Below are 7,282 nucleotides of genomic sequence, written 5' to 3' on the forward strand. Positions count from 1 at the left end.
TTTATTTTCGGTTGGTTTTTCCGGAAGCATAAAATATATTTTGTGGCATAAGTTGATTTTATAAGGAACGACTAATTCAGCCCAATGCGGAGCGTTGGGGAAAAAGGACGTGTTCCAATAGAGGGCTGAAAGCCGGACTTAATTCCATGATTAATTGTTTGCTAGCGCTCATCCATATATTTTTATAATCGGAAATGTCCGCATTGGGCTTTAGACTTATGTACTTCGGAATAGGTACATTCCCCAAAAATAGCGTAAATCATGAAAGTAGAAATAAACGATAACAAGAAGAAGAACTTACGACTTTTTTAAGATAGGACACATCGGAGAATTATCTTTTAAGATAGGCTTTCAGGGAAATCGTTTGAATCCCTAGAATTTTAGATTTAAGTTGTAGACCATTGTCCGATGTGAGCATAACTGGATTTTGTTCTTTATATTTCAATGCTACAGAAATAATCATGTTGTCTGGTGATCGTTTGTCAAAATCATCAGGAAGGAGTGATACATCAGCAATTTCATAGATAATTTTATGCTGTGTTTCGTTATTTAGATTCCGTAATGCCTTCTCTGCATTTCGTTTGCCTTCTTCCCCCAATTTAGTTTTCATTTTATCGAGTTCGTCTGTCACTTTAGCAGAGATGATAATAGGATATCTTTTGTCTATCTTGCTGATAATATCAGGGCAGTTGACAAACACATTGGTGTCGATGACGTAGTAGTTCTTCTTGTCCGAACTCAGTTCTTTCTTTGGGCGTTCAAATCTTGCTAGATCAATCTTGCCAACAATTTTCACACCCATTGTGGGAATAGTTTTCTCTTGAGTAGGCTTATGCATTTTCACAATCGGTGGGACTTCTTTCTCTATAGGCTGAGCCTCTAAAGTTGTATTTCTGATAACACTCCTATCACCATCATATTTATCACAATTATTAATAAACTGCATAACGGTTGGCGAAGCTGAGTGAAACTCATTCAATGGGATATCAGATATGATGAGCGTAGTACTTCGTGAACGACTAGTAGCAACATTGAATCGTCTTTCGTCCAAAGCAAACCCAGGATTACGTCCTGGAACATACAAAATTGCATAATCGACAGTCATACCCTGAATTCTATCAATCGTTTCAATAGTTAAGTTGGCGAATGCTGAATCCGTTAGGAATGACTTTTGCAATTGTTTTACCGTATCTTTAAAAGGAGATATTATAGCAACACTTCTTTCAGGATAGTTTTTACTAATCTGATCTATGATTGTATGAACAAGTTTTAATCCACTTTTGGAGACAATTCCATTAGTGTAATCTTCAGTATAATAATAGAGTACACCACCTTTCTTTGGAAAGTATCTCGAAGAACATGAACTAAAATCAAGTGGTTCTTCCTGAACAGAAATTAAATGATTGTTATAGAATATTCCTGTAAGTTTTGCGCTTGCTGGAGTAAGACGGAAAGTCGTGATGATTCTGTACGACTTTACATCTGTACCTAGTGCAAAAGTCTTCAGTCCTTCTATCTGTGTATTTGCATTCCAAGCTTTGTACTGAACTTTATTAGGATTTGTAATAATTGGAGGCAACTGCATAGGGTCACCAACTATCAAACACTTCATTCCAAGTTTTTTGAAAGCAAGTATTGAAGCTAAAAATGCCTGAGAAGCCTCCTCGATGATTACAAGATCATATATCGGTAAAATATTTTCTATCAGATTGTCAGAATTGTATACATGTGACAAAACATAGTTTGTTGAACATAGCAATTCACCATTTGGAATGACGAAACCTTTCTTCGCAGGCTTCAAACCTTTGACAGTTCTTCTCTCATCTGCAGAAAGGTTTGTCTTTGAGATTCTTCCTTCGTTTAGAAAGTTTTCCAGCGGTGGCTGTTGAACCAGTTCTATAAGACCCTTATTAGCCATCGTGGTTACACAAACTGTTTTATCTTCACTGAGATATTTAGCTATGATATGGGCAATATTGTAACTTTTTCCAGTTCCAGGAGGACCTTGTAAAACACAATAACCCTCTTCATTAAGGGTTTCCATAATCTTATCAGGGATAGCAGTCTTTTGTTCTGGATCATAAGACAACTCTTCTGGATGCCAATCCTCAAAATCAATCTTTGGCTCGATGAGTTGTTCTGGCATATCATGGAAGACATCCAAGAAGTTTACAAGATTATTATAGTAATCCACTGGAGGAAATGGAGTGAACAAGAAAATGGTCATTGATTTACCTGCTGCAATAGTCTTCTTGAAAAGATCGAATAAAGCGACACTTAATCCTGTGCATCCAACATAATCGTATGAAGAATCTCCTTTTTTTGTATAATATAAAGGCAGTATATCAGAGGTGGATGAATGATAATCACGATTCTTATAGAAATCAAAGAACGAACAGATCCAGTCTGAAATTCTTTGCCCGAGTTCAGCCTTTGCCGTTTTTTTGATTACCATTATAGACTTCTGGACCTTTAGACGAGGAGCTTTATCTTTAGGAAATTTCAAAACAACATGACCTAACTTTTCATTGACATGGTCTACGTAGCCAACAAGTAGTTCCTCCTTTTTAATGAGTTGATTAACTGAGGCCTTTACAAGAGCCTTTTGTTCCATTTCAGCCTCTTTTACTTGGTCAGCAAAGAAATGCTGATAATATTGAACCTTCTTATTCATAATTAATAGTCTTCTTCGTTATCATCGTTATCATTTATATCGTTCTGAGCAAGCGGAGCAAATACAGAATTGTATTTCTCATTTGACATCACTCGTATCATGGTATAGGCAGTACCTTTAACACCATCAAGGATTCCTGAATATAGCGTTTCTACTACATCAGCTTTCTCTTTACCAGTAAGTTTAATCACAATATCATCCTCTCCAATCCATTCAAGAATATCATCCAGTGTATTGAAATACATGAATTCGTTTGCCTTAGCACCAAGGTAAACACATACGACACATCTGTTGTCAGCGATTTTGTTCCATATAGATGGAGAGAGATACATAATACCACCGGCTGCACTACACTTATGGATATATTTTCCACCACCGAGAGAATGCTCATTCTTCAGATGTGCATTTCTTACGAAATCATCCTTGCTTTCATTAGGCTGATAACCTTTTTTTACGAGATTGTTGTAAAGACGGAGTTGAGCCAAATAACTTTGATCTGCAACTTGTTCTGATGTCAAATCTTCACCAAGTATTCGATTAATTTCATCAACTTCGGAAGTTGTTGGTTCCAACACCTCTAATGAGCGTGATACGCCATGAGAGCCAAAGTTTCTAACATCCTCAGGAGAATATGGCTTTGGCTTTTGTGGAGTATATTCTCGATTACGATCATTCCAACCTGTCATATCAGAATATTCATGACGTCCTCCTGATGAAGGCTTTGTCCGGTTAGTTGTTCTTGCTTTTCTTTCAGAAGAAGAACGATTCGATTGACTGGAATCTGAATGTCTTCGATTATCAATATTGTTTGTATCATCATTATCTGATTCGTTGCTAGCATATGTATTCTCAGGCTTTGAATAAATATTATGATGATTATTAGATGGTTCTGCTGAAGATGTACGACTATGCTCACCAACAGTAGATCCATCGCGCCAATAACCATTAACCCTATATCCATTTCTCATATGTCCACGCACCCAAGTACCATTACGATAATGTTCACAAACGACTTCCTCGGTTGTACCATCGTATTCGACCATCTCTTTCATATACTGAATAAAGTCTTCTTCATCTTGATTTGGAGCTTCAAGATCTTCCGGATATTCATCTTCCGAATTATGGTCAGTCTCATTTTCTGAAACCTGAGGTTCTTCATCACTATCATTATCTTCATCTACCTCTCCATTAGTAGTATCTTGGGTAGTGAATGAAGGACGATAATTAGAAGTATCTTTATCTTCCTCTACGGCTTCATTACCGGCGAGTTCTCGTTTGATTCCAGGGATCAGTTTATCTAACTCGTTTTTGAAGTTTTCATCAAGCATGAGACTATTCTGTTCTTTTACTATTTCAAGAGCAGAATCTTGATCATCCATTATTATCTTAGCTTGGTCATATGCTATATCATCTTCATCAATTCCAAGCAGTTCTAAGAATTGTTTGACATAGCTTTCGTAGACCAATTTATCATCAAGACTTTTAACAAAATATAGACTATTCGTATCTTTTTGATAATAGAATTTTTTCAATGACTGATTAATTTCTGAATCTTCAATGTATGTAATTAAGATTGACTTACAACGATAGAATTTTACATGCTCTAGTTTTTCACAATAATCATTGTATAACTTTTCCCATCCTTCGTTGTCAATAAGTCCAGCCATCACAAGTGAATATAATTTGTGCGTTTTTGCGCATGCAGTAAATTCATCAGCGCTAACCGGCTCTATTTTCAAGTCATCAGAAGTGATAGTCTTAATTTTAAGAATATCACATGCTTCCTTAAAAGAATCACCAGATGGGAAATAGGCTTTATTGACAACTCTTGGATTTGATCCGAAGAACCGATCTAAAGTCTTGTCCCCATAATCAAGTGCATACAAGGCTTTTATCTGTACGTTCTCATTCTTATTATTATACCATAATGCATGCTTGTCCTCACGATACTCATTAATTTTTGAATCATATGATTCATCATAACCTTCAATCATCCAGCTAAGAAGTTGAGTTCGTCGTTCTTGCCCCGCGATAGTCACGATCGCATACAGTGCGTCCAAGAAATCCAGTGATTCTTTAAATGGCAACAAGCTAAAAAAAACTGTATCATCAGACAGTTTAATGTCAGGAAGATCCTTAAGCGGAACTTTATTTTCCCAGTCTTCTATGCTCTTGACATATCTTGATACTTCTGCCCCATAATACAATTCAGATGCACATTTCATGTAATCCTTTGTTGGAATACATGCTATCTTATCAAATTTACGGTCTGAAATTAGCTGCTTAATACTAGAGATTGCTGCATCTTTTTTTAGAAGATAGGTTCCCCAAAAGTAAACTGCGCATTTACGATCTTCCAAACAATGGATATCTTCTTCTTGGAAGTCACAATGAATCTTTAAATCTCTGAATATTCTTCCTGCATATTCAGAGCATTCATCATTGTATGTATCACTCACATAGTCTAACTCAACGCCACATGCTTCAAAATCAAAGAAAGGCTTATAAACAGAGCCCATAGTTAGAGTAGAAACATCACAAAAATCGTCATCCTTGTCAAGAAGCTGTATTTCTTCTATGCGTTCAAGTTCCTTTAATGAGTCTCTACCTGTATTACGAATAATAGCAAGATCGTCAATAAACTGATAATGGAAATCACGTATATCATCAGTATCCTTGTCTTGCATATCAAGATAACAATCCAACTTACGTTGTTGCCAATCACTGAGGTTAACAACGCAATTACCACCGACTTCATCAATTATTTCCTTAATTAGGCGACGTTCCTCAGCAGAACCAAATGATATCTGATTAGGTAGTTCAATATAAGGGAATGGCTCATCTTTCTCGCAATCAATATAAATTGCATCACTTATATCGTAAAATTCTCCGTCATGAGCCTTTACACGCAGATTGGTTAATTCTGAAATAAGCCCGTTTTTATATCGCTTTTCAAGTGCTTCACGATTTTCTGCGATTAGCTTTGGAAGACTTTCATCATCTATTTCTGATAGCTGAGGAATGACAGTCTCGACCAAGATATCAATAATTTCATATTTGATATTTGCTTTAGAGAAGAATGTTTTCCAATCCTCAATATCGTCTTCTTCGCCAATGTATTTAGGACTTAGGAATTTCGCATTCTCATCGAAGATTTTGACAGAATGTTCGATTGCGGCTCCATCCATGTATTCGTCAGAAAAATAGACAGGACCTTCAGAGTCAATGCTACCATCTTTCAATAAAACTGGCAATTCAGATGCTTCATCAATTAATTTATCAGAAACATTCCTTTTTATCCATCGCCAAAATGCAATATTTAAGTCTTCATTTTCAATGGTGCTGCTAAACGTATCAACATTTTTTCCTAACCATGTGAAGAAATGATTAACCGTGAACTTTGAGTTCTCTAAGCGAGTTTCCCAATACTCTGTATTCTCTTCTGTTTTATAATCAGGATCAATAATGTTGAGGTCTGAAAATTCTACAAGTTTCAGGTTAAATAATTCCTTTGCATTCGCACTTAACGTATTATGCCCACATGATTGATTTGCAGGTTCATCCTGTCCATAAAGATAAACCTTGGCTTCCTTCATTTTATTCTGCTGATCCGGAGTTAATGATCCGAGGTGCTCTATGATAAAGTTATGGAAAGAGATGCTATCCTCTTTTGAAGAAATGGCATCGTTTATTGATTCGATATTCTCTGCAATAACATTATCGAAGAATAATATGTCGATTAAAGCTGTCTAATACGGCCTCCTCTAATCGCACCTCGTACACCTTCTCTTTTCCTCCCAATATAGCGACCAATCTGCTATATAGTTCGGAAGGCATCGTTGCTGTTCCAATATGTATGCGACAGCCTATGCTATCGAGAATTTCCACTATTTTTAATACGATAGCTTGTGTCGTTTCAGAATAGGTATGGATTTCATCGAGTATGACATCGCAACCTTTCAGATCCACAATCATTGCTTCATATCCTTTTGTTCCGAATGCCAATGAAGCCATTTGGTGCGGAGTAAGTATTTTAACCGAAGCTCTTATATGTCGTTGTAATATTTTTTCTTCAATGTCATGTTTTTCGACTTTCAAACTTGAGGCTGCATGCAAAAGTCGTACTTGGGCATCGGTATTCTTTAATTCTGCTTTTACCCTTTCGTACATAGCATTTATAGAAGCCTGAAAAGGTAAGGTATAAAATACGCGTCCTGTGCAACGGCGAAACAGAAAATCAGTTTTTCCGGCTCCCGTTGGCGCCGTAACAAGTATGTATTCTTTTATCATTGCTCGAAACGAAAGATAAAGGATATAATTCGCTCTTTCTTGTATGATAATAATTCAAATCGGGCTTGATAAAGAGCTTATTTGAAACAACTTCAATATCACTGTTTAATGCTGAAGCCAAATGATCTGCTGCCATCAAAACCCCTTTCCATACAGAATAGCCGTACCCACGAGTCTCGCAGTAATCTACGACCTCGTAAAAATTGTTTTTCGCTTCTTCTCGAGTAATGAGATGGATATTAAAGGCTCTATGTTGATTTGAGTGGGTAATGGAAATTCCTTCCTCCGTTTATGTAGTATACCATATCCATAAAGTTA

General features: G+C 36.5%; 3 protein-coding genes. All 3 read right to left on the minus strand.

Annotated features, from left to right (window positions below):
- Positions 1-331: 331 nt before the first annotated feature.
- The 3 genes from EII41_RS12940 to EII41_RS12950 all read right to left on the minus strand — a co-directional run bounded on the left by EII41_RS12940 (position 332) and on the right by EII41_RS12950 (position 6,964).
- Positions 332-2,674 carry a PIN domain-containing protein gene (locus EII41_RS12940; protein WP_124790924.1) on the minus strand — a complete coding sequence of 781 codons (2,343 nt, stop codon included), beginning with the start codon at positions 2,672-2,674 and terminating at the stop codon, positions 332-334.
- Positions 2,675-2,676: 2 nt separating this feature from the next.
- Positions 2,677-6,270, minus strand: a complete 3,594-nt coding sequence (locus EII41_RS12945; protein ID WP_185711919.1) for a hypothetical protein — start codon at positions 6,268-6,270, stop codon at positions 2,677-2,679.
- Between the two features lie 121 nt (positions 6,271-6,391).
- Positions 6,392-6,964, minus strand: a complete 573-nt coding sequence (locus tag EII41_RS12950) for a DEAD/DEAH box helicase (RefSeq protein WP_260425591.1) — start codon at positions 6,962-6,964, stop codon at positions 6,392-6,394.
- Positions 6,965-7,282 lie beyond the last annotated feature (318 nt).

This window comes from Tannerella forsythia (assembly GCF_003860135.1).
Lineage (GTDB): Bacteria > Bacteroidota > Bacteroidia > Bacteroidales > Tannerellaceae > Tannerella > Tannerella forsythia_A.